The organism is Klebsiella sp. 141251 (assembly GCF_050600725.1).
In the GTDB taxonomy this organism is placed as follows: domain Bacteria; phylum Pseudomonadota; class Gammaproteobacteria; order Enterobacterales; family Enterobacteriaceae; genus Klebsiella; species Klebsiella aerogenes.
Genome location: NZ_JAQIRG010000003.1, coordinates 15,702 through 36,020 on the forward strand (window position 1 = coordinate 15,702; position 20,319 = coordinate 36,020).

Here is a 20,319-nt window from a genome sequence, read left to right on the forward strand (position 1 = left end):
GGTAAATGTTAAATAGAGTTTGCCGTGTTGCTGGCTGATGTCATACACTAACTACGACGTTAACTATATGTAAACAGGAAGATAACCATGTCGCAAACCGTACATTTCCAGGGTAACCCAGTGTCCGTTCAGGGCTCCATTCCGCAGGCTGGCGCGAAGGCGCAGCCGTTTACGCTGGTCGCCAAAGATCTCTCTGACGTCACGCTGAGCCAATACGCTGGTAAACGTAAAGTACTGAATATTTTCCCAAGCATCGATACCGGCGTCTGCGCGGCATCGGTTCGCAAATTCAACCAACTGGCTTCTGAGCTGAACAACACCGTGGTGCTGTGCATCTCCGCTGACCTGCCGTTCGCGCAGTCCCGTTTCTGCGGCGCAGAAGGCCTGAGCAATGTGGTCACCCTGTCCACCCTGCGCGCGCCGCAGTTCCTGGCAGATTATGGCGTTGCTATCTCCGCAGGCCCGCTGGCTGGTCTGGCAGCACGTGCAGTCGTCGTTATCGATGAAAACGACCAGGTGGTTTACAGCCAACTGGTTAACGAAATCACCGAAGAGCCGGATTACGATGCGGCGCTGGCTGCGCTGAAAGCGTAATCGCCCTCCTTCTGTTATCAAGCCTCCTTCAACGGAGGCTTTTTTCTTTGCGCGGCGCATAGCGCGAAATCAACCGCGCGGTGGCCGGGCCGGTGAGCAATATGGTAAACAGGCGCAGCGTTTGCATCGCCATGATAAAAGACATATCCGCCCGGGTCCCGACGGCGATTATCGCTACCGTATCCAGGCCGCCGGGGCTGGTCGCCAGATAGGCGGTGAGAAAATCCAGCGGCAGCAGGTGCGTTAACGCTAAAGCCATCAGCGCGCACAGCGCGATCAAGCCAACGATGGCGGCGATGATTTGCGGTAGCGTCTTCAACGCCAGCAGAAAAATCTCTCGATTAAACTGCAGGCCAACCGTCCAGCCGAGCGCGGTATACGCCAGCACCAGTAACCATTCCGGTAGCTCCAGCAACAGCACGCCCTCGCCCTGCGCCAACGCGCCGGCCAGCATCGGTAATAACATTGCCCCGGACGGGATGCGTAAACGTAACCCCAACCAACCGGCGACCGCGGTCAATAGCAGCGTTAAGGGTAGATTAAAAGTCAGTGGCGGGAACCAGACGATATGCTGGGTCATCTCCTGCGCCTCGCCGCCAAGCGCCAAACGCACCACCATCACCGCCGCGCCGACCACAAAGAGCACCCGCAGATACTGCATCAGAGCCACCAGCCGAACATCGGCTCCATACTCCTGCGCCATCACCACCATCGCCGATGCGCCACCCGGCGAGCTTCCCCACGCGCCGGTTGCTCCGGGTAGCGAACTGTAGCGCACCAGCAGCCAGCCGGTCAGCGCGCTGATGGCTAGCGTGGAAAAGAGGATAATCAACACCAGCGCCCAGTTGGCGGCCAGAACGCCGAAAATAGACGGCGTGAGCGCACGGGCGATCATGCAGCCGATGATAGCCTGAGCGGCGATAAAGAAGGGACGAGGGAGACGAATCGTGGCGCCGCGCAGGCTGAGGATTATTCCGGCGATCAGTGGGCCAAGCAGCGGCGCGGCAGGGAGATGAAAGCGGAACAGCACAAAGGAGAGCACGGCGGAGAGTACCAGTAATATCATCCACTGAGGCCAATCCCGTTGCAGCACCAACCGTCACCTTCCCGGAAAAAAGAATAATAAAATAAGTATATACAGAAATATCGCTAAAAAAACGCAGTTAATTGCGGCCGCGCCGAGCCGGCCGCAACCTGTGACTTACTCGTCGCCCTTCTTCTGGCTCAGACCATACTCGCGCAGCTTGTTAGCAATCGCGGTATGCGAAACGCCGAGACGTTTGGCTAATTTACGCGTGCTGGGGAAACTGCGATACAACTGCGTCAATACCGAACGCTCAAAGCGGCGGGTAATATCGTCGAGCGATCCTTCCATCGCCTCTTCGCCAACCGGCAGCGACGACACATCGTGATCTGGCAACAGGATATCCTGCGGGCGCAGTTCGAAGCCATCAAGCTGGGTTAACGCCCGGTACACTGCGTTTTTCAACTGACGCACGTTGCCCGGCCAGCTATAGCGGGTCAACACGGTATTAAGGTCGGCAGAGAGTTTGGGCCGCGGGATGCCCTGCTCATCGGCAAAGCGCGCGACGAACAGTTCGGTGAGCGGCATGATGTCCTGCGGACAATCGCGCAGCGGCGGCAGGTTCAGCGTCAACACATTCAGACGATAATAAAGATCTTCGCGGAACAGCCCTTTCTGCACCAGTTCGACGAGATTTTTTTGCGTCGCGCAGATAACCCGGACATCGACATGCACTTCGTGATCTTCACCGACGCGACGGAAAGTGCCATCGTTGAGAAAGCGCAACAGCTTCGTTTGCATGGCCGGCGACATTTCGCCGATCTCATCCAGCAGCACAGAGCCGCCGTTGGCCTGCTCAAAGAAACCTTTCTTCCCCTGCGACGCATCGCCGAACAGCTCGCTCTCCACCGCGTTTTCCGGAATCGAACCGCAGTTCAACGCCAGATACGGTTTGTTCGCGCGCGGGCTGGCCAGATGGCAGGCATGGGCCAGCAAATCTTTACCGGTACCGGTATCGCCGACAATCAGCAACGGGGCGCTAAGCATCGCCAGCTTGCGGGCCTGTTCGACGACGTGGCGCATTTTCGGCCCAACGGCGAGGATCTGGCTAAAGGCGCTGGTATCCTGGGTCGTCAGCGTTTGCAGTTGACGCCCCATACGTACGGTGGAGCGCAACATCACCACGGCGCCGGTTAGCACACGTTCGGCGTGTTCACCTTCCAGATACACCGGCGTTACTTCCAGCATAAAGTTTTGGCCATTAACGACCACATGCTCGGTATGCGACTCCAGCGGATTGCCTTCCAGCCAGCGCTGCAGGTTGAAATCAGTAATGAGTTGCGCCACCGGATGGCTGCGTAAGCGGGCCTGGGTTTGACCAAACAGCTGGCAGCTGGCCGGGTTGGCAAGCTCTACTTTGCCTTTGGCATCCAGCGACAGCACCGGTTCCGGCATTGCCACCAGCAGCGCGCTCAGCGCCAGATGTTCCCGTTCTGACGGCATCCACGCCACGGTACGTACATCGGTTACGCCGGAGATACGGCGGATTTCCGCCATTAAACTGCTGAAACTGGCGAACTCCAGCTCGGCGAAATTAAGGTAGATTCGGCCAATCGGGTCGATATCGATACCGCGCAGGTCAATACCGCGCAGCACCAGCAAATCGAGTAATTCACGGGTCAGACCAAGACGGTCCTGACAAAAGACTTCCAGACGCATAGGAGTTTTCACCCTAAAAAGGCCAATGACGGATGAATGATAGGACAGATATGGGCTTACGTGAAGATAGCTGTCAACAATTATTGACAGTATGGCGGAAAAATGGGCTTTATGCCGTAAAGTTATGCGGGCAACAGTAAACTGTTTAAAGGATTTCATCAATTACAGCAGACGCAGCGTATCGTTTGGTCCAGGAAAGCATATGCGTTGTGTTAATTCAGAGCACATTGCGCTCCCGATATTTCTTCTGCGTTATGGCTCTCATGGCACAGAGGGCGCTGGTCGCTAGGTTTTTTCCCGGAGGCGGCGCGTTGCGCCTTCTCCGGGCTACCAAATCGCAAAGCGCTGTAGCCCCGGTAAGCGGCAGCGCCACCGGGGGATCCAGCGTGGTGAATAAATTAACGGCAGGTCGCACGAACCGTAGATACTGTTATCGGTTTGCAACCTTTTAGCTTGAGAAAAGCGTTTATCTCGTTTCGCTCCAGAGTATCTTGCGCTCCTGGTTAATTTTTCTGCGACATGTTTTCCGTGGCGCAGGGAGCGCACAGAGGGCGGCCAGTCGCCGCCGCCCTCTGTACTCCCGGGCTCTGGCCGCCAAAATCGCCACTTCGTGGTACCTTCGACTTATCCCGGCAGGCTTCGGGTCGGGCCGAGGCAGCGTCCTTGCAAATCACGGCCCTCAGCCCGCATCCATGCGGGCTGCCCCGGCCTGCCGGGAACGTCTCAGCGATTTTGAGGCCACCAACACCGGCAGTTTCAGTCAGCATGGTGAATAAATTAAAGGCAGGCCGCACGGACCGTAGATACTGTTATCGGTTTACCACTTTTTTAAGGGGTTTTCCCGGAGGCGGCGCGTTGCGCCTTCTCCGGGCTACCAAATCGCAAAGCGCTGGATCCCCCGGTAAGCGGCAGCGCCACCGGGGGATCCAGCGTGGTGAATAAATTAACGGCAGGCCGCACGAACCGTAGGCCGGGTAAGGCGCAGCCGCCACCCGGCAATTACGCTTGCCGGCGTTATTTCTCCGCGCCGGTTTTGCTTTTCTGCAGCGTCTCTTTCAACTGGCCGATCAGCTCGCGGCGGAAATCGCCGAGCCGCGGTTTATCATCCGCGATCCACGGCAGCGGACGGCACAGCTCCATCGCCTTAATCCCCAGACGGGCGGTCAACAAGCCGGCACCGATACCCTGGGCGGCGCGCGCCGACAAGCGGGCCGCCAGATCCTGCGACATCCAGTCCATTCCGACTTCACGCACCAGTTCGCTGGCGCCGGCAAAGGCGATATTCAACAACACCAGGCGGAATAAACGCAGGCGGCTATAATAGCCGAGTTCAATACCGTAGAGGGTGGCGATACGGTTAATCAGCCGCAGGTTACGCCAGGCGATAAACGCCATATCGACCAGCGCCAGCGGGCTGACGGCGATCATCAGCGTCGATTCCGCCGCCGAGCGGCTGATTTCCCGCCGCGCCTGCGCGTCCAGCACCGGCTGTACCAGTTGCGCGTACAGGCTCACCACTTCGCGATCGTTTTGCGTTTCATGGATGGCCGCATACCAGCGCTGCAGCGCCGGATGCGATTGATCGAGCCCGGCCTGCTGCGCCAGCTTCTCACAGAATGCGCGCCCTTTGCCCACCGCGTGGCTATGCATCAGATCCCGCGCTTCATCGCGTTCGTGCGCGCGCTGGCGCAAACGCCACAGGCGACGCCATTCGGTCGCCACCGAGCCCACGCCCGCGCCGACAATCAACGCCCCGGCCGCACAGCCGCCGAGCGCAATCCAGTCCTGGGTCTGCCAGGCCGTCGCCGTCCACTGTACGCCCTGCGCCACCACGCTAATGCCAAAAATCGCCAGACCGGCGCTAACCATCCGCCGCCACAGGCTGCGTTTCGGGCGCAGTACCGATTCCACCACCGCTTCGGCGGCCCCCTCCTCTTCAGCCACCCTTTCAGGCAGCATCGGAGAGAAGGTTTGCGCATCGGCCGCGTCAAAGGCGCGGGCCGATTTTAAGGTCTGGCTCTTTTCCGTTTCCAAAGGGCCATCGAAATCGATCCGCGGTTTTATCGGCTCGCTCATCGCAATTTATCTCCAATCAAAAATTCCAGCGCCGCGTCGAGGCGAATATGCGGCAGCGGTTTATCGACATCCATCGCTCTCGGGCGGAAGTTCTCAAACTGGAAGCCCTGCTGTTCCCAGAAGGCCTGACCCGGCAGCCGCGCCGGCACCTCGCCCGGGAAAATGGTGAGCGGCTGCCCATCGCTCAGACGATCGCCGCGCAGCGCCGGGATCTTCTCGCCGTTAACCTCGATAAGCCCGCCCTGGGTGGCCTGAATTGACGCCAGCCCCAGACAATCCATGCTGATGCCCTCAAAGGCGGCATTCTGCCAGGCGTCCTGAATCAGTTGCTGAAGTAGCGACACCATGTTGCCATGCTGATCGACGGTCACGTGATCGGCTTTGGTGGCGGCAAACAGTAGCTTGTCGATAACCGGTGAAAACAGGCGGCGGAACAGCGTTCGCTGGCCGTAATGGAAGCTTTGCATCAACTGGGTCAGCGCCAGGCGCATATCGTTAAACGCCTGCGGCCCGCTGTTTAATGGCTGCAGACAGTCCACCAGTACAATCTGGCGGTCAAAGCGCAGGAAGTGATCTTTATAAAAGCCTTTCACCACTTTCTCGCAGTAGTATTTGAAACGCTCGCGCAGCATCCCGGCATTGGTGTGTTTATCAGCCTGCGCCAGTCTGGCTTCGCCAATCGCATCGACAGCCGGCCAGGGGAAGAACTGCAGCGCCGGCGCGCCCGCCATGTCGCCGGGAAGCACAAACCGCCCCGGCTGAATAAAGTGCAACCCCTCGCGCTTGCAGGCGTGCAGATAATCGGTCCAGGCGGCGGCGATCTCCGCCAGACGGGTTTCGTCGGCGGGCGCCAGCGGATCGAGCCCATCACACAGCTGTCGCCAGCGGGCAGACCATTCCCCGCGTTGCCCCTGTAATAGCCCGGTCATCTGCCGCGACCAGCTTAAATAATCTTGCGCCAGCATCGGCAGGTCGAGCAGCCATTCACCCGGATAATCCACGATTTCCAGATACAGCGTTGAAGTGTCTTTGAAATGACGTAGCAGAGAATCGTTAGAGCGATAGCGCAGCGCGAGACGAATTTCGCTCACCCCACGGGTCGGCGTTGGCCAGGCCGGGGGCTGGCCATAAAGCTGCGCCAGGCCTTCATCATAGGTAAAACGCGGAATACCGAAATCACGCTGCGGAACCCGTTTCACGCCCAACAGACGTTCTTCACGCGCCGCGCTCAGCAACGGCAACCGCGCCCCGGCGTGGATATTCAGCAGTTGATTGACCATCGCGGTGATAAAAGCCGTTTTACCGCTGCGGCTTAGTCCGGTCACGGCAAGACGTAAATGCCGGTCAACCCCGCGGTTGACCAGCGCATTGAATTCAGTTTTGAGTCGCTTCATCGCCAGTCCGTTATGCCCAGAAGGAATGTCGTTTAATGATAAGCTAAATAGATGGGGATAATCAGGGCCAATATAAAGCGCGCCGGTATTCCTCCCCCTGAGGAATTATTTCATGCCGCGGGCAAAACGATTGGCCAGCCGACTGAGCAGCGGCTCAAGCGCTACCGCCAGCAACATTTTCAGCGGCCGACGCGCCACCGATTTCACCGCCCAACCGGCAACGCCCGCCGGGCCGTATCGCAGCGCGGTCAGTAGCACCAGCTTACCGGCGATCTTAAGACCCGGTTTCACTTTTTGCCCTGCCTGTTGCCATTTCATATTCATGCGTTGCCTCATGGGTTATATGGAAAAAGTTTTACAGTTGACGAAAACGGCTGCGCAGCGTGAAGGTATCGGAGGTGATATAACGCTCCATATCACGCAGGCGCTGTTCGCCGGAAGCCAGTTCGGCATCCACGGCGGCCAGTAAATCGCCATTGCTCGGCCCTTTCTCGCCGTACAGTTCGCTATCCGGTATCGGATCCAGCGCGAAAGTCAGAATGATGTAGGCCACCAGCACAAAAAAGAACAGGCCAAAAATCATCGCCAGTACGGTTATCAAACGCACCAGCTTCACCGGCACATCCAGGTGCTGCGCGATACCGGCGCAGACCCCTTTCACCATGCCGCGCTGCGGAATGCGCCACAGTTTTTTATTAAAATCCAATCCGGCCATTATTTGTCTCTCCAGTTCGGATGTTCCGCATCAAGGATCGCTTCCAGCGCCTGAATACGCTCGCGCATCCGTTTCGCCTCATCGGTCAGCTGCAGCAGGCGCTGCTGTTCATTCTGGGTTAATGCCCCGTCCGCCGAGCGATTGTTGTAGTGCAGCCATAACCAGACCGGCAACACGAACAGCACAAATAGCGTGAGCGGGATGGCAAGAAAAAGCATGCTCATGTGTACTCCTTACAGGTGGTGAGCCGCGGCGCAACACCGCGCCGCGCAATATGCATTACTGGTTATTCTGATTCATTTTGGCTTTCAGCGCCGCCAGTTGCTCGCTGATTTCATCATCCGCTTTCAGTTCGGCAAACTGCTGATCCAGCGATTGTTGTTTGCCAAAACGATGGCTCTCCGCCTCGGCTTCCATTTGGTCAATACGGCGTTCGAAAGACTCAAAACGCGCCATCGCTTCATCCATTTTACCGCTATCCAGCTGGCGGCGGACATCACGCGAAGAGCTGGCAGCCTGATGACGCAGCATCAGCGCCTGCTGACGAGCGCGGGTTTCGCTGAGCTTATTCTCCAGCTCGCCAATCTCTTTTTTCATCCGCGCCAGGGTTTCATCCACCAGTTGCGCTTCGTGTTCCAGGCTGCCGATAAGGTCGGTCAGCTTCTGTTTTTCGATCAGCGCCGCACGCGCCAGATCTTCTTTCTCTTTACGCAGGGCCAGCTCGGCCTTTTCTTGCCATTCCACCTGCTGCGCCTGCGCCTGTTCGATACGGCGGGTCAGCTGTTTCTTTTCCGCCAGCGCGCGGGCGGAGGTCGAACGCACTTCAACCAGCGTGTCTTCCATCTCCTGAATCATCAGACGGACCAGCTTCTGCGGATCCTCCGCTTTCTCCAGCAGGGAGTTGATATTGGCGTTCACGATGTCGGCAAAGCGAGAAAAAATACCCATAATTTCAATCCTCATAGTTCTGATAGCAGGCAGCGGCCTGTGCAGTAGTTAATACAAATGTCGTGCCAACTTTTTATCTTGTTGATTTTAAACAAGGTGGTTGAGGAATGGCCGCCTGCTTGCTACAGTGAGTTGGCGAATCACACTATTTAATGGCGAAATTCATCATGGCGGAATACAAGGATAACCTGCTTGGCGAGGCCAACAGCTTTCTGGAGGTGCTCGAGCAGGTCTCGCAGCTGGCGCCGCTGGATAAACCGGTGCTGGTGATCGGCGAGCGCGGCACCGGGAAAGAACTTATTGCCAACCGACTGCACTTTCTCTCTTCGCGCTGGCAGGGGCCGTTTATTTCGCTCAACTGCGCGGCGCTGAATGAAAACCTTCTCGATTCCGAATTGTTTGGTCATGAAGCCGGCGCCTTTACCGGCGCCAGCAAACGGCATCCGGGGCGCTTTGAACGTGCCGACGGCGGCACGCTGTTTCTCGATGAGCTGGCCACCGCTCCGATGCTGGTGCAGGAAAAATTGCTGCGGGTAATTGAATACGGCGAACTGGAACGCGTCGGCGGCAGTCAACCGCTGCAGGTTAACGTACGGCTGGTGTGCGCCACCAACGCGGATTTACCTAAAATGGTGGAAGAAGGCCATTTTCGCGCCGACCTGCTCGACCGGCTGGCGTTTGACGTCGTGCAACTACCGCCATTGCGCGAGCGCCAGAGCGACATCATGCTGCTTGCCAACCAGTTTGCCATTCAGATGTGCCGCGAACTGGGGCTTCCTCTGTTTCCCGGCTTTAGCGAGCGAGCCGTCGACACGCTGCTCGCATACCGCTGGCCGGGCAATATTCGTGAGCTGAAAAACGTGGTTGAACGTTCGGTTTACCGCCACGGCAGCAGTGATAGCGAGCTGGATAATATCATTATCAACCCATTTCGCCGCGCGGCCCCAGCGCCTGCTCCAGGCGATGAATCTGCGCTTCCCAAACTACCACTGGACCTGCGCGCCTTTCAGCTGGAGCAAGAAAAAAGCCTGCTGCAGTCAAGCCTGCAGCAGGCGAAGTACAATCAAAAGCAGGCGGCGGAGCTGCTGGGGCTTACCTACCACCAGCTACGCGCATTACTGAAGAAGCATCAGCTATGAGCGACGCGCGGCAGCATCGCCGCGCTGACCAGCATTGAGCCTAAACACAGCGCGGCGTTAAACCACAGCGCGTACTGCGCGGCGCTGGCCATCCCCAACGGCAGGAATAGCGCAAAAAGTGACGCCGTCACGGCAATACCCATCGCGCCGCCAAGCGAGCTTCCCATCTTATACACCCCTGACGCGACGCCAATTTTATTCTCCGGCGCATTGGCGACGGCGGTGTCGGTCGATGGCGTGGCGTAACAACCGAGCCCGAGGCCAAACAGGATATTGCTGAAGAAGACGGTCCCGATATAGAGCGACTTATCGAGGAAGGTACAGGAGATCAGCAAAATGCCGATGGCGGTAAAGACCGGCCCGGTCATCATCGGCAGCCGTGCGCCGTAGCGCTGGAGCAGCTTTTCCCCGACGCGGATCATCGCCAGTACCGTCACCAGATAGCCCAGCGTCATCATGCCGGTTTCCAGCGGGGTAAGATGATGCCCCTGCTGCAGCCAGATGCTGGTGATCATCATGGTGCCGATAGCGCCATTAAGCATAAAGTTCGATAGCACCGCCGCGCCGTAGGCTCGGTTACGAAATAAAGCGAAGTCGATCAGCGCCGCTTCACCTTTACGCAGGCCGCTGCGGATAAATACTGCTGCCGCCAGCACCGCGCCACACAGCATCGACAGCGATAAACCACTACTCCAGCCCCATTGATGACCCTTGCTGATAAACAGATTAAGCAGCACCAGCGACGCGATCAGGCTTAATAATCCGCCCACATCCAGCTTATGCCGATCGGCGCTGGCGCTGCGGCTCTCCGGGGTGCCGCGCAGCAGCAGCAACGCCAGCAGCGCCACCGCAATCGAGAACACGAAGATCCACCGCCAGCCAAGACCGGTGGCAATCGCACCGCCGACAAACGAGCAAAGCCCGCTGCCGCCCCAGGAACCAATCACCCAGAAACTCACCGCCCGCTGCCGCGCTTTGCCTTCATACCAGGTTTTAATCAGCGCCAGCGTCGCCGGCATAATGCAGGCCGCCGAGAGCCCTTGCAGGATACGGCCGGTGATAAATAGCCCCGGCCCCTGCGACGCCGCCAGAAATGCGCTACCGATAATACTCAGCGCCAGGCCGAGATAGGTCATCCGCACTCTGCCGAATTTATCCGCCAGCCCGCCGCTGGCCACCACAAAACAGCCGCTGAATAAGGCGCTAAGACTCACCGCCAGGGTTAGCGTCTCCAGTGAAATATCGAGGCTGCTTTTCATCGCCGGAACAACATTGATAACCGATTGCGCAAACAGCCAGAACGTCAGCACGCTGAGCACAATACCCGCCAGCAGGCGATCGCTACCGACGAACTGAGATTCGCTTAACGATACAGAACTCATAATCGGGTCCCCCCGTCGCGATAGGTTAACGCAGATAGCGTTCCGTCAGGCCGCACCACAGCGCCGCGCCGGTAAGCAGGATTTGATCGTTAAAATCGTACCCTGGGTTATGCACCATGCAACGGTCGGCTTCATCACCCGCGCCGATAGTGAAATAGCAGCCGTTGGGATTGCTCTCCAGCATGAAGGCGAAATCTTCGCTGCCCATAAATGGATTCACGGTACCAACCTGTTCTTTGCCAAACAGCGTGGTCGCCACTTCACGGACCAGCTCATTAGCCGCCGGATCGTTACGCAATACCGGGCTGCCGTTGACGTGGGTTAAGGTAGCGCTGGCGTTAAAACTTTCCGCCTGAGCGACCGCGATGTCGTGAATACGCTGCAGCACCGTCTCGCGCACCTGCTGGTTAAGGGTACGTACGGTTAGCTTCATCAATACCTTATCGTTGATGATGTTCGGCGCATGGCCCGCCTGAATGCTGCCGACGGTGACTACCGCGGGTTCAAATGGCGTGATGTTGCGTGAAACGATTGATTGCAGCGCGAGAGTAATGTGGCAGGCCACCAGCGTCGCATCGACGGTATGTTCCGGCACCGCGCCATGGCCGCCAATGCCCTTCACCTCGATATGCAGCGTATCGGAAGAGGCCATCATCGCGCCGTCGCGCAGGCCGATTTTGCCCAGTTTCTGGCCCGGCATGTTATGCAGGCCAAAGATGGCGTCACAGGGGAATTTCGTGAACAGGCCATCTTCGACCATCACCCGTCCGCCGTACAGCAGCTCTTCCGCCGGTTGGAAAATTAAATGCAGCGTACCGTTAAACTGACGCGTGCGCGCCAGATATTCCGCGGCATACAGTAGCGTGGTGGTGTGACCGTCATGGCCGCAGCCGTGAAAACGCCCGTCGACCTGGCTTGCCCATGCTTTACCGCTCATTTCCTGCATCGGCAGCGCATCCATATCCGCGCGCAATCCCAGACGTTTTTCGCCGCTGCCGACTTTCAGCGTCCCGACCACGCCGGTACCGGCGAGGCCGCGATGCACTTCATACCCCCACTCAGTAAGCAGCCGGGCGACTTCATCGCTGGTTTTATGTTCTTCAAAGCCAATCTCGGGCTGTTGGTGGAAGCGGCGACGTAACGCCACAAACTGCGCTTCATTAACTTGCAAGGATTCAATCAATGGATGTGTCATTTTTATTATTCCTGTGTTGTGTTTGCACGACACTTTCGAGTTTATGCGCCCCACCTGGCTTTAAAATGTCTTTTTTTGTTTTATATTGACGAAATATCAATGACTATTTTCTATACAATTCTGTTATGACAAAAAACAGCCTGCTATTTTTTGTCTTTTAAGGAGCGGCGCATGGAACATCATCTCGGCGATTTCAGCCTCACGGTTCGCGATATTCGCCATTTCAGCCCGCCGGAAAACGACGGATTAACGCTGCTATGGCTGCTGGAAGGTAGTGCAACGTTGCAACTCGGCGAATCGTCGCAACCGATGCGGGTTGATGAACTGGCGATTATTAACCGCCGCCAGCGCTGGCAGATTACCGGCGAAGAGGCCAATGCGGTCATGATCCTCAACCTTGCCGCCGGTTGGCTCACCCGCCTTGATAGCGATTTTTTTGCCAGTGATTATCGGGTTAGCAGCGAAACCAGGGATGCCACAGATAATCTACGCCAGCTGATGCGCCAGTTGCTGGTAGCCGGGCTGGTCAATCATCAGTCGCGCTATCGGCTGGAGGCGAACCGTTGGCTGAGTGAAATTGCCCTGCTGCTGGCAACCCGTTTTACCCAACCTATCGTGCCCAGCCTGCGCCGCGGCGCCGAGAACTGGAGCCGACGAATTACCAACGTGGTAGCGCGCATCGAAGCCAACTATCAGCGGCGGATCTCGCTGCAGGAACTGGCTGCTGCCGAATTTGTCTCTGAGGCCTGGCTTTCGCGCCTGTTCCATAAAGAGGTCGGCATTAGCTTCGTTCAGTACATTACCGCCCTGCGTCTCGGCAAAGCCGCCGAGCAACTGCTGACTACCCGCCGCTCGGTTCAGCAGGTGGCGCAGGATAATGGCTTCGCCAGTACCCGCATCATGAGCGATTTGTTTAAGCGCCAGCACGGCGTCACGCCGCGACAATTTCGCCAGCAGCAGCCGCAGTTCAGCGCTCGTCCACGAGCGAACGCCAGAGAAATCTGGCGCCCGGTCGCGGTCGAGAGGCTTTACGCCCGTCTTAACGAGGCGGAAAAAAGCAGCGATGATACGCCGCCGCTGCTGCTCAACCCGCGTCAGACACGGCTGGTGGATATCCGCCAGCTGCCAGCGCGCGCGCCGGTATTGCGCCATACCCGTACCATCGTTACCGTCCGTGAACTCGATGATTTACTCCGCGAAGATGTGCGACGCGAGCTGGAGCAACTGCAGCAAACGCTACCCGTTTACGGCATCGATATTCACGATCCGTTTCTCAGCAGTCGCTTGTTTGGCGAGGGCTGGGACGACCCGACGCTCGCAGGCTATGCCTGTTGGTACAATCTTCAGCAGCTGTTTAGCTGGCTGGCGCAGAAAGGCTGGACGGTGCTGCTACATACCGGCTTAACCACCCGCTGCGATTTATTACAACGTTTTCTGCAACTCGCCGCCAATCACTTCCCACCCGCGACGCTCGCGAGCTGGCGCTTTGTCTGGCACTGGTCGCCGCAGGCCGGTGAAGCGGCGCGACAGCTGGCCTGGCGACAACAGCGAGAAGTGCTCGCGTCCACCTTGCAACAACCGCAAATGGGTATCTGGCATCGTTTCCCGCAAAGCGGTATTGGCGACGATCCGCTCCTGTCTTCCCCGCTGCTCAGCGAGGCCGACTTTCTCGCCTGCCAGGCGGATGCCAACGAACTGCTTGACCTGGCGCAGGCCGATAGCAGCAAACTATCCGCCAGCGAAGACTATCCACGACAAAAATTACGCCAAATCCATCATGCCCTACGGCAACGGCAGCTCTCGTTACCGCTGTGGCTGCTATCGTGGAATACCCTAACCGGCGATACCCGCGATACCAACGGGCGTTTTTTCCGCGGCGCGCTGTTGATGGATAACCTGTTGGGCATTGCCGATCGGGTGTGGCTGGCCGGCTTCTGGCTTAATTCAGGTCTTCAGGGGGAAGCGCGGGACAACGGTAAACTCGACACCTCCAGCCTGGCGCTGCACTACCTGCATGGTCTGCCGCGCCCGGTGTACTGGGTATTATGGCTGTGGCGGCGTCTACGCGGCGAAGTCTTAATCAATGACAAAAACCTGTTGTTATTGCGCCATAACGGACACTACCAGTTGCTACTGCGCAATACGGTGATTTTCAACCCCTGGCTGTCGAGCGAAGAGGCCTTTACTCAGCGTTTTCGCCAGCCCTATACCCTGCGGCTTGCAGGGCTGAAGGGACGCTGGCGCATCAAACAGCATCTGTTCGATCAGCACCATGGCGCGCTATTCCCGCTATTTGAGGCATTTCGTAGCCGCAGCGGCCCTGACGAAGAAGATTATCGCTGGCTCCAGCACCACGCCCGTCCGGCGCTGAGCGTGCATGAGGAACAACTGGATGATGGCTGGCTACGGGTGGATTCACTGCAGAGCAATGCGCTGGCGTTATATGAATTCACACCGCTGGAGGATTGAAAAGTGACAACGTCACTATTAATTCACATATGAAAACGCGGAGAGTTAATAATATGTAACTGGTAAGATGTCTTAATGTGAATTATCATCGACGGCAATATCATTCAATGGATTGAAAATTCACGTGATTCCGGTTAATTCTCATACGCTCACCCGCTATGCCGCCCATGCCAGTTTGATCCACACCATGAAAAATCATCATGCGCCAGCCCTCTCATTAATGATGATTTTCTCGGATCTCTGCGTGCGTTCCACCCGTGATGCCTACAATGAACAAGGCTGGGAAATATCAGAGCGTAAAAGCGGACTGGTGCTGCGTACTTTCGTCGCCATCCATCGCGATGGCGGAGAACTGGAGATCACGCCAAAAGATTATATTGCCCGCTATAATCAGCTCCTTCCGATCTGATCCCCACAGCCCACCCGCGCCGATACCAGAACGCCTGCAGATGGCTAACTGGAGAAATTGGCAATAAAAAGATACCATGTTTGATAATACTGGTTTAGTTCCGACACTATTTTGACCAACTGGCTGGACAACATGCGCTGCCGGTGACCGCATTATCCCCCTCGATGTCGTAAAGGTGGTGGTAAATGTCATTTAATATTAATAAGATAGAGCTCTGCTCTATGATCAAAAAGAAAATATGCGCCTGAAATTGTCCTCTCTTTTAGCGGCAGCCTCGATGCTGTGCGGGCAGGCTTTTGCCGCACCGGCCCCGACTCCGGCGCTGCCAGCTAATGCCGATATCCGCGATAGCGGATTTGTCTATTGCGTCAGCGGGCAGGTAAATACCTTTAACCCGCAAAAAGTCAGCAGCGGCCTGATTGTCGACACCCTCGCCGCCCAGATCTACGATCGCCTGCTCGACGTCGACCCTTATACCTACCGTCTGGTGCCTGAACTGGCGGAAAGCTGGGAAGTGCTTGATAACGGCGCCACCTACCGCTTCCATCTGCGCGATAAGGTCCAGTTCCAGACCACCGACTGGTTTAAACCGACCCGCGCTTTTAACGCTGATGATGTCATATTCACCTTCGGGCGCATCTTTAACCGTGACGACCCGTGGCACAGCGTCAACGGCAGTAGCTTCCCCTATTTCGATAGTCTGCAGTTCGCCGACACCGTAGAAAGCGTTCGGAAACTGGATAACCATACCGTCGAGTTTCGCCTGAAACGTCCCGACGCCTCTTTCCTGTGGCACCTGGCGACGCACTATGCTTCGGTCATGTCCGCAGAGTATGCCGCGCAGCTGACCAAAAGCGATCGCGAAGAACAACTCGACCGCCAGCCCGTCGGTACCGGTCCGTTCAAGCTAGAAGAGTATCGTACCGGGCAGTACATCCGCCTGCAGCGCCACGCGGCCTACTGGCGCGGCAAGCCATTGATGCCGCAGGTGGTGGTGGATCTCGGTTCCGGCGGCACCGGCCGGCTGTCAAAACTGCTGACCGGCGAATGCGATGTGCTCGCCTGGCCGGCCGCCAGCCAGCTCACCATCCTGCGCGACGATCCGCGCCTGCGTCTGACGCTGCGCCCGGGTATGAATATCGCCTGGCTGGCTTTCAACACCGCCAAACCGCCGCTGGATAACCCGGAAGTTCGCCACGCGCTGGCGCTGGCGATCAACAACCAGCGGCTGATGCAATCGATCTACTACGGCACCGCGGAAACCGCGGCTTCAATGCTGCCGCGCGCCTCGTGGGCCTACGACAACGACGCTAAAATCACCGAATACAACCCCGCGGAGGCGCGTCGTCGCCTGCAGGCGCTGGGCTTGAGTAATTTGACCTTAAAACTGTGGGTGCCGACCAGTTCTCAGGCGTGGAACCCCAGCCCATTGAAAACCGCCGAGTTGATACAGGCGGATATGGCGCAGGTGGGTGTAAAAGTGATTATTATTCCTGTTGAAGGCCGCTTCCAGGAGGCGCGTTTGATGGACATGAGCCACGATTTGACGCTTTCCGGCTGGGCCACCGACAGTAATGATCCGGACAGTTTCTTCCGCCCGCTGTTGAGCTGCGCGGCGATTGGTTCGCAGACCAACCTCGCCCACTGGTGCAACCGAGAGTTTGATGAGGTGTTACAAAAAGCGCTGATTTCTCAGCAGCTGGCCTCGCGCATCGAAGCCTATAAAGAGGCACAGCATATTCTCGCCCGCGAACTGCCGGTGCTGCCGCTGGCCTCTTCGCTGCGGCTGCAGGCTTATCGTTATGATATGAAAGGACTGGTGCTGAGTCCGTTTGGCAACGCCTCCTTCGCAGGCGTGTCGCGCGAAAAAGAAGAGGTGAAAAAACCATGATTATTTTTACCCTGCGCCGCCTGCTGCTGTTACTTGTGACGCTGTTTTTCCTCACCTTTATCGGCTTTAGCCTCAGCTATTTCACGCCGCACGCGCCGCTGCAGGGTGCATCGCTGTGGAATGCCTGGCTGTTTTGGTTCAAAGGGGTGCTGCACTGGGACTTTGGCGTCTCCAGCATCAATGGCCAACTGATTTCCGAACAGCTGAAAGTGGTCTTCCCGGCCACAATGGAGCTGTGCATTCTGGCATTTGGTTTTGCGTTATTGGTCGGCATTCCCGTGGGGATGATTGCCGGGATCATGCGTAATAAGTGGCCGGACACGCTCATTAGCGCCCTGGCACTGGTGGGGTTCTCTATTCCGGTATTCTGGCTGGCATTACTGTTTACCCTGTTCTTCTCGCTGACGCTGGGTTGGTTCCCGGTATCCGGTCGCTTTGACTTATTATACGAAGTGAAGACGGTGACCGGCTTCGCGCTCATCGATGCCTGGCTCTCTGATTCGCCGTGGCGCCATGAGATGATCGTCAGCGCCGCGCGGCATATGGTGCTGCCGGTGTTGACCCTGGCCGTCGCGCCGACCACCGAAGTGATCCGCCTGATGCGCATCAGCACCAGCGAAGTCTACGATACTAACTATGTTAAAGCGGCGGCGACACGCGGCGTCACCCGACGGACAATCCTCCATCGTCACGTGTTACACAATGCCCTGCCGCCGGTGATCCCACGCCTGGGGCTGCAGTTTTCCACCATGCTAACGCTGGCGATGATTACCGAAATGGTCTTCAGCTGGCCGGGGCTGGGGCGCTGGCTGATCAACGCCATCCGCCAACAGGATTACGCGGCGATTTCCGCCGGAGTGATGATAATCGGCGCGCTGGTCATTATCGTCAACGTCATCTCGGATATTTTAGGAGCCATGGCTAACCCACTGAAACATAAGGAATGGTATGCCCTACGATAGCACCTACAAAGCAAAAACCTTTATCAATTAAAAACAATGAGTTAAATTTTAAAATTGTTCGATATTCCTGTCTTTAATACACAATTTTGTACACATTGTTTTTAACGTTAGCTCCGACAGTCATCAGTTTGATTGCTGTCGGAGTTCTCTTCCTACTCCTCCACACATTCTATACTTTCAGTCTGCAAACGGGAGGTAACCATGTGCGGACGCTTTGCTCAATCACAAACCCGTGAAGAGTACCTGGCTTATTTGGCTGAAGAAGCTGAGCGGGATATCGCTTATGACCCCGAACCAATCGGCCGGTACAACGTGTCGCCAGGTACAAAAGTTTTGCTCCTGAGCGAACGCGACGAACAACTGCATATCGATCCTGTCTTCTGGGGTTATGCACCCGGGTGGTGGGATAAGGCTCCACTGATTAACGCGCGTGTTGAAACTGTGGCCACCTGCAGGATGTTTAAGGCGCTATGGCAACATGGCCGGGCGATCTGCTTTACTGATGGGGGCTTCGGATGGAAGAAAGAAGGTGACAAGAAGCAACCCACTCTACTTTATCCATCGCGCCGATGGCCAGCCGATATTCATGGCTGCAATCGGAAGCACACCATTTGAACGTGGAGACGAAACAGAAGGCTTTCTGATCGTCACCGCAGCAACAGAAAAAGGTCTAATAGATATCCACGACCACCAGCCTCTGGTACTGTCGCCAGAAGCAGCAAGATAATGGATGAGACAGGACATTGGAGGGAAAGAGTCAGAGGAGTTAGCTGCGAATGGCACCGTGCCCGCAGACAAATTTATCTGGCATGCAGTGACGCGCGCCGTAAGAAATGTGAAAAATCAGGGGAATAATTGATTGAGGCAATCAAATGCACATAGCCAGACGTACGCCTAATGCCAAAAGCGGAAATAAATAATAATTTTTCGATAATAACTTACTGGGTCAGAAAACGGAATATCCGGTGAAAAAGCCCTTGTTGCATTGTCTGGATGTATCAATATGATGCCGGGTTCCTCCCGGTAAATATTTAGGTATCCCCCCATGACTCGCGGCTTCAGTCGTGCATGATGAACATTCCAGCAGCAAAGTCATCAGGTTAGAAAGATATCTGCATTTTGTCAGTACACAAAGAGTGACTTCCTTATATGAGAACGATTATTAAAAATGAACATGTAAAAAAAAGGCCTGCTATTAGCAAGCCACAAAGATTTTAACTCATTTTTTGTTCGCTTCTGATAAATAGGGTAAATACGCAATTCAATTTGAAGCAGAGAAGATAACGAAAATGCTATAAATATTTCCGGAACGCATCGAGTATTTCCTGTGACATTAACTGTCTGTCAGAGGCCACGTAAATAACATCATGATCACCGGTTAATGAAGGAAAGCCTGCAGACATAATCTGTAGATGTATTTCTTCACCGTTTGGGTATTCCTGTCTGATTGAGGATGTACCCTCCGGAACGGTCATGACTTTACAGGATTCGGTATTAAAGAAAACGAGTACTTTTATCATATGCCACCATAATTCTGTTAGTCTTTCCCGTCACTCTCTTCTATCAGTGATGTTAAATGCCGATGCCATTAAAATACAATCAGGGACGTGATGCTTTCGAAGGCAGTCTCGTCTCTTACGCACTTTATTATTTAACAAGCAGTTAGCTTCTGCTTTCAGGCTTTCAGGCTTTCAGGCTTTCAGGCTTTCAGGCTTTCAGGCTTTCAGGCTTTCAGGCTTTCAGGCTTTCAGGCTTTCAGGCTTTCAGGCAGCAGTCCTGCACTTCATCACATCGGTCAGCACACTCATAATTGCGAAAAACATGTTGACCTGATATTAAAAAAACAACCGACTTTCTCTGATTTAATTTATGGACCTGTCTACTCAGGAATAATCCTTCATCGTTGTCGCGGGCCCGCAAATCTTCATTTATCGCAAAGTATTACGTTTGTAGCAGCAGGCCCTTTTTCACCACTCTGCATGGCGAACTCAACTTTCTGCCCTTCAAATAAGGTATTGAAATTCTCACCATGGAGTGCGGAAAAATGGACGAAGACATCCTTGCTTCCGTCAAGAGGTGAAATGAAACCAAAACCTTTATCTTCGTTAAACCATTTTACCAAACCTTTAATTCTTGTGGACATACTGACTCCCGTTATACATGATAGTATTAATAGTAAACGTATAGTATTAAAGGTATGACTCAAAAGGAGGGGATATCAGCGATAGCGCCTGGTAATGAGAACTGACCAGAAAATGTTTAACGTTCGTTTGTACATTGAACTAACAGGATTCATTAAGACACGGGAGATACTAATACGCAAATTATTTTTTAGCCATCCAGAAGTCCTGCAGGAAAATTAAGTGTGGCAATATACTATTTTGAATGTATAGTCTTTACGT

At 55.6% G+C, this 20,319-nt stretch carries 18 protein-coding genes and 1 pseudogene; 7 read left to right on the forward strand and 12 right to left on the reverse strand.

Annotated elements, in window-relative coordinates; all coding sequences use genetic code 11:
• The first annotated feature begins 87 nt into the window (after nucleotides 1-87).
• Entirely contained in the window at nucleotides 88-594 is a 507-nt protein-coding gene (gene tpx / locus PGR09_RS07770; protein WP_015366280.1) for a thiol peroxidase, read from the forward strand.
• A 28-nt stretch (nucleotides 595-622) separates the two neighbouring features.
• On the opposite strand, the gene PGR09_RS07775 is transcribed toward tpx, so the two are convergent.
• The 8 genes from PGR09_RS07775 to pspA form a co-directional block, all read right to left on the reverse strand.
• Nucleotides 623-1,660 carry an AbrB family transcriptional regulator gene (locus PGR09_RS07775; protein WP_045393096.1) on the reverse strand — a complete coding sequence of 346 codons (1,038 nt, stop codon included), beginning with the start codon at nucleotides 1,658-1,660 and terminating at the stop codon, nucleotides 623-625.
• Between the two features lie 135 nt (nucleotides 1,661-1,795).
• Entirely contained in the window at nucleotides 1,796-3,337 is a 1,542-nt protein-coding gene (gene tyrR, locus PGR09_RS07780) for a transcriptional regulator TyrR (protein ID WP_063416260.1), read from the reverse strand.
• Nucleotides 3,338-4,351: 1,014 nt separating this feature from the next.
• Nucleotides 4,352-5,413 carry a TIGR01620 family protein gene (locus PGR09_RS07785; RefSeq protein WP_213797732.1) on the reverse strand — a complete coding sequence of 354 codons (1,062 nt, stop codon included), beginning with the start codon at nucleotides 5,411-5,413 and terminating at the stop codon, nucleotides 4,352-4,354.
• Nucleotides 5,410-6,807: a YcjX family protein gene (locus PGR09_RS07790; protein WP_430916015.1), complete on the reverse strand. Its 1,398-nt coding sequence runs from the start codon at nucleotides 6,805-6,807 to the stop codon at nucleotides 5,410-5,412. Before PGR09_RS07790 ends, PGR09_RS07785 begins: the two co-directional genes overlap by 4 nt.
• Nucleotides 6,808-6,912: 105 nt before the next feature.
• Nucleotides 6,913-7,131, reverse strand: coding sequence for a phage shock protein PspD (pspD, locus tag PGR09_RS07795; protein ID WP_015366275.1), 219 nt, complete (start codon nucleotides 7,129-7,131; stop codon nucleotides 6,913-6,915).
• A 31-nt stretch (nucleotides 7,132-7,162) separates the two neighbouring features.
• A complete protein-coding gene (gene pspC / locus PGR09_RS07800; RefSeq protein WP_015366274.1) occupies nucleotides 7,163-7,522 on the reverse strand; it encodes an envelope stress response membrane protein PspC in 360 nt (119 codons plus the stop codon).
• Complete coding sequence (pspB, locus tag PGR09_RS07805) at nucleotides 7,522-7,746, reverse strand: envelope stress response membrane protein PspB (protein ID WP_045393114.1); 225 nt, start codon at nucleotides 7,744-7,746, stop codon at nucleotides 7,522-7,524. The genes pspC and pspB overlap by 1 nt, the downstream gene beginning before the upstream one ends.
• A 55-nt stretch (nucleotides 7,747-7,801) precedes the next feature.
• The gene (gene pspA, locus PGR09_RS07810; protein WP_015366272.1) at nucleotides 7,802-8,470 is read right to left on the reverse strand and encodes a phage shock protein PspA; all 669 of its coding nucleotides are present in this window, start codon (nucleotides 8,468-8,470) and stop codon (nucleotides 7,802-7,804) included.
• A 152-nt stretch (nucleotides 8,471-8,622) separates the two neighbouring features.
• Here pspA and pspF point away from each other — a divergent pair, with 152 nt between their 5' ends.
• Complete coding sequence (gene pspF / locus PGR09_RS07815) at nucleotides 8,623-9,609, forward strand: phage shock protein operon transcriptional activator (RefSeq protein ID WP_213797731.1); 987 nt, start codon at nucleotides 8,623-8,625, stop codon at nucleotides 9,607-9,609.
• On the opposite strand, the gene PGR09_RS07820 is transcribed toward pspF, so the two are convergent.
• Nucleotides 9,600-10,991 (reverse strand): MFS transporter, encoded by a 1,392-nt coding sequence (locus tag PGR09_RS07820; protein ID WP_047047306.1) that lies wholly within the window; start codon nucleotides 10,989-10,991, stop codon nucleotides 9,600-9,602. The two genes, pspF and PGR09_RS07820, sit on opposite strands and share 10 nt — an antisense overlap.
• Before the next feature lie 25 nt (nucleotides 10,992-11,016).
• Complete coding sequence (locus tag PGR09_RS07825) at nucleotides 11,017-12,186, reverse strand: M20 aminoacylase family protein (RefSeq protein ID WP_045393123.1); 1,170 nt, start codon at nucleotides 12,184-12,186, stop codon at nucleotides 11,017-11,019.
• 171 nt (nucleotides 12,187-12,357) lie between these two features.
• Between PGR09_RS07825 and PGR09_RS07830 the strand changes: the two genes are divergently transcribed.
• The 5 genes and pseudogenes from PGR09_RS07830 to PGR09_RS07850 all read left to right on the forward strand — a co-directional run bounded on the left by PGR09_RS07830 (nucleotide 12,358) and on the right by PGR09_RS07850 (nucleotide 18,776).
• Nucleotides 12,358-14,655, forward strand: coding sequence for a helix-turn-helix domain-containing protein (locus PGR09_RS07830; RefSeq protein WP_213797730.1), 2,298 nt, complete (start codon nucleotides 12,358-12,360; stop codon nucleotides 14,653-14,655).
• 124 nt (nucleotides 14,656-14,779) lie between these two features.
• Nucleotides 14,780-15,064, forward strand: coding sequence for a hypothetical protein (locus PGR09_RS07835; RefSeq protein WP_047046407.1), 285 nt, complete (start codon nucleotides 14,780-14,782; stop codon nucleotides 15,062-15,064).
• A gap of 238 nt (nucleotides 15,065-15,302) precedes the next feature.
• Entirely contained in the window at nucleotides 15,303-16,955 is a 1,653-nt protein-coding gene (sapA, locus tag PGR09_RS07840; RefSeq protein WP_045393130.1) for an ABC transporter substrate-binding protein SapA, read from the forward strand.
• Nucleotides 16,952-17,917, forward strand: a complete 966-nt coding sequence (sapB, locus tag PGR09_RS07845) for a putrescine export ABC transporter permease SapB (RefSeq protein WP_430916016.1) — start codon at nucleotides 16,952-16,954, stop codon at nucleotides 17,915-17,917. Before sapA ends, sapB begins: the two co-directional genes overlap by 4 nt.
• A gap of 201 nt (nucleotides 17,918-18,118) precedes the next feature.
• Nucleotides 18,119-18,776: pseudogene (locus PGR09_RS07850) on the forward strand (SOS response-associated peptidase).
• 433 nt (nucleotides 18,777-19,209) lie between these two features.
• Here PGR09_RS07850 and PGR09_RS07855 read toward each other — a convergent pair.
• Together PGR09_RS07855 and PGR09_RS07860 are read right to left on the reverse strand one after the other, a co-directional pair.
• Nucleotides 19,210-19,437 carry a hypothetical protein gene (locus PGR09_RS07855; protein WP_072051401.1) on the reverse strand — a complete coding sequence of 76 codons (228 nt, stop codon included), beginning with the start codon at nucleotides 19,435-19,437 and terminating at the stop codon, nucleotides 19,210-19,212.
• 404 nt (nucleotides 19,438-19,841) lie between these two features.
• Nucleotides 19,842-20,060, reverse strand: coding sequence for a cold shock domain-containing protein (locus tag PGR09_RS07860; protein ID WP_023279058.1), 219 nt, complete (start codon nucleotides 20,058-20,060; stop codon nucleotides 19,842-19,844).
• Nucleotides 20,061-20,319 lie beyond the last annotated feature (259 nt).

Excerpts from the sequence above, each read along its gene's own strand:
- PGR09_RS07820 (WP_047047306.1), bottom strand. The coding sequence starts at position 10,991 with ATGAGTTCTGTATCGTTAAGCGAATCTCAGTTCGTCGGTAGCGATCGC.
- sapB (WP_430916016.1), top strand. The coding sequence starts at position 16,952 with ATGATTATTTTTACCCTGCGCCGCCTGCTGCTGTTACTTGTGACGCTG.
- pspA (WP_015366272.1), bottom strand. The coding sequence starts at position 8,470 with ATGGGTATTTTTTCTCGCTTTGCCGACATCGTGAACGCCAATATCAAC.
- sapA (WP_045393130.1), top strand. The coding sequence starts at position 15,303 with ATGCGCCTGAAATTGTCCTCTCTTTTAGCGGCAGCCTCGATGCTGTGC.
- PGR09_RS07855 (WP_072051401.1), bottom strand. The coding sequence starts at position 19,437 with ATGATAAAAGTACTCGTTTTCTTTAATACCGAATCCTGTAAAGTCATG.
- PGR09_RS07860 (WP_023279058.1), bottom strand. The coding sequence starts at position 20,060 with ATGTCCACAAGAATTAAAGGTTTGGTAAAATGGTTTAACGAAGATAAA.
- PGR09_RS07785 (WP_213797732.1), bottom strand. The coding sequence starts at position 5,413 with ATGAGCGAGCCGATAAAACCGCGGATCGATTTCGATGGCCCTTTGGAA.
- tyrR (WP_063416260.1), bottom strand. The coding sequence starts at position 3,337 with ATGCGTCTGGAAGTCTTTTGTCAGGACCGTCTTGGTCTGACCCGTGAA.
- PGR09_RS07830 (WP_213797730.1), top strand. The coding sequence starts at position 12,358 with ATGGAACATCATCTCGGCGATTTCAGCCTCACGGTTCGCGATATTCGC.
- pspB (WP_045393114.1), bottom strand. The coding sequence starts at position 7,746 with ATGAGCATGCTTTTTCTTGCCATCCCGCTCACGCTATTTGTGCTGTTC.
- PGR09_RS07790 (WP_430916015.1), bottom strand. The coding sequence starts at position 6,807 with ATGAAGCGACTCAAAACTGAATTCAATGCGCTGGTCAACCGCGGGGTT.
- pspD (WP_015366275.1), bottom strand. The coding sequence starts at position 7,131 with ATGAATATGAAATGGCAACAGGCAGGGCAAAAAGTGAAACCGGGTCTT.
- pspC (WP_015366274.1), bottom strand. The coding sequence starts at position 7,522 with ATGGCCGGATTGGATTTTAATAAAAAACTGTGGCGCATTCCGCAGCGC.
- PGR09_RS07825 (WP_045393123.1), bottom strand. The coding sequence starts at position 12,186 with ATGACACATCCATTGATTGAATCCTTGCAAGTTAATGAAGCGCAGTTT.
- PGR09_RS07775 (WP_045393096.1), bottom strand. The coding sequence starts at position 1,660 with ATGATATTACTGGTACTCTCCGCCGTGCTCTCCTTTGTGCTGTTCCGC.
- pspF (WP_213797731.1), top strand. The coding sequence starts at position 8,623 with ATGGCGAAATTCATCATGGCGGAATACAAGGATAACCTGCTTGGCGAG.
- tpx (WP_015366280.1), top strand. The coding sequence starts at position 88 with ATGTCGCAAACCGTACATTTCCAGGGTAACCCAGTGTCCGTTCAGGGC.